Consider the following 1,876-nt stretch of genomic DNA (forward strand, 5'->3'; position numbering starts at 1 on the left):
CGCGGCGATGGAGGCCGAGCTCGGCGTGGCCGGTGACTACACCGTCACCTGGCGGGTCGTCTCGACCGATGGGCATCCGATCACCGGCACGTGGGCGTTCGCGTGGCAGCCCGCGCAACGCCCTCGGCGAGCTCGCGGGCGCACTGCGCTGACGCGACCTTCTCAGCGGTGACCCCGAGCAGCCCTCGCTTCACCTCGGTCGCGTAGGCGACCACACCGCCACGCAGCCACTCGGATGCCTCGGGCGCGGCGCCCAGCGCGTTCGAGATCGCCCCCGTGGTGAGCGATTCCGCTGCGGCCACCGTCAGCCCGGCGGCCTTCGCCCGACGGGCGATCTCCTCCGCCAGGCCCTCGAACTTGTCAGCCGGATCCTGCATGCCTCGAACGTAGCGCTCGGGCGACGGGGTGTCAGCGGGTTGACGACCGGCCCGATCCTGCCGCGAACGCGGCGACGGCGGCCCGCGCGTCGGGCGTCTCGAACGCCGCGCCGATGGTGCGAGCCTCGTCGTCGAGCGCCTCCTGGAAGGAGCGCGACGACCCCGAACGGACGAGGCGCTTGGCCTGCCCGAACGCGCCGGTCGCCCCACGCAGCCACGAGTCCGCGATCTCGCGGGCGCGGTCGGCCAGCGCCTCGGGGGCGACCACCTCGGTGACGAGTCCCCAGTCGAGGGCCTCGGCCGCCGTGAGCGTGCGCGGGGTCAGGGTGAGCTCGAGTGCGCGCCGCGTGCCGATCGCCTCGGGGAGGAGCGTGCTCACGCCGCAGTCGGGGGTCAGCCCCACGTCGGAGTAGCGGCTGGCGAAGGTGGCTCGGTCGGATGCCACGATGAGGTCTGCCACGAGCATGAAGCCCAGTCCGCCGCCAGCCACGGGTCCCTGCACCGCGGCGACGATGGGCTTGGCGCACTCGCGGAGCGCGCGGTGGCCGGCGTGGATGACGTCGGCGAGGGCGGTGATCGTCTCGCCCGGGGCATCCGTCGTGCCGGCGAGCTCGGACATCGCACGCACGTCGCCGCCGGCGCAGAAGGCCCGCCCGACCGCGTCGAACAGCACCGCACCGACGTCGTCGCGTTCGGCGACCTCGACGGCGATGTCCCGCCACCGGTGGATGGCTTCGGGATCGACCGCGTTGAGCCGCGACGGCCGGTTGAGCGTGATGTGGGCGAGCCCGTCACGCACCTCGAACAGGATCGCCTCGTCGCCGGCCGCATCGCTCATGGTCGAGGAGTCTAGTTCGCCCGCTCAGACGCCGAAGTTCGCGCTCGGCGCCGAGAGCCGCTCGATGACCCCGCTGTCGTCGTAGCTGAGCACCATCACCCCGATGTTGCGCGGCATGGAGTCGGTCGGGTTCGCCGGCAGGGTCACGATGCCGACCCGCGAGACCGTCACCGTGCGCCCGGAGGTGGGGTCGGTGTACGGCGGACTCGTCTCGACGCCGATGGTCAGCTCGGAGGGCGCGTCACCGACGGCCACCCCGGCCGCCGATCCGACGCCGGCCCCGGTGCCGACCGGAAGCGACCCGGCCATCGGTCCGTCGACGAAGACGTAGTGGTTCGGGTTCTCGGGCGGGGTGCCCGGGGTGTCGCTGTCGAAGAGGCGCAGGCCGCCCCACTCGTGGTCGACGCCCGGGGGCGACTCGATGCCCCCCGGGTTCGGGCTGTCCACGGGCGCTCCGAGGTACTCGGTGAGGCCGGCGACCACCTCGGTCGTGGGCTGGAAGTAGTCGAAGCTCGCGAGGGTCGCGCCCTCGGCGTCGAGCACCGTGATGGCCTCGGCCGAGATGGCGACGGATGCCGCGACCGGCTCGGGATCGGGTGCGGGCGTCGTCGGTGCCGCACTCGTCGCGGGCGGTGACGAGGTGGCGCCGGGGCCGCCCGCG

3 protein-coding genes and 1 pseudogene are annotated in these 1,876 nt (G+C 73.6%); 1 reads left to right on the forward strand and 3 read right to left on the reverse strand.

Annotated elements, in window-relative coordinates; genetic code table 11:
* Nucleotides 1-7 precede the first annotated feature (7 nt).
* A pseudogene (locus tag GH736_RS25355) lies at nucleotides 8-64 on the forward strand (hypothetical protein); the annotation flags it as partial.
* Between the two features lie 16 nt (nucleotides 65-80).
* On the opposite strand, the gene GH736_RS22220 reads toward GH736_RS25355, so the two are convergent.
* The 3 genes from GH736_RS22220 to GH736_RS22230 all read right to left on the reverse strand — a co-directional run.
* Nucleotides 81-377, reverse strand: coding sequence for a CinA family protein (locus GH736_RS22220; protein ID WP_159607135.1), 297 nt, complete (start codon nucleotides 375-377; stop codon nucleotides 81-83).
* 31 nt (nucleotides 378-408) lie between these two features.
* A complete protein-coding gene (locus GH736_RS22225; protein ID WP_159607137.1) occupies nucleotides 409-1,215 on the reverse strand; it encodes an enoyl-CoA hydratase/isomerase family protein in 807 nt (268 codons plus the stop codon).
* Between the two features lie 24 nt (nucleotides 1,216-1,239).
* Nucleotides 1,240-1,876 (reverse strand): hypothetical protein (locus tag GH736_RS22230; RefSeq protein WP_203230910.1); only part of this gene is annotated, 637 nt, incomplete at its 5' end.

Source organism: Agromyces humi, assembly GCF_009720255.1.
In the GTDB taxonomy this organism is placed as follows: domain Bacteria; phylum Actinomycetota; class Actinomycetes; order Actinomycetales; family Microbacteriaceae; genus Agromyces; species Agromyces humi.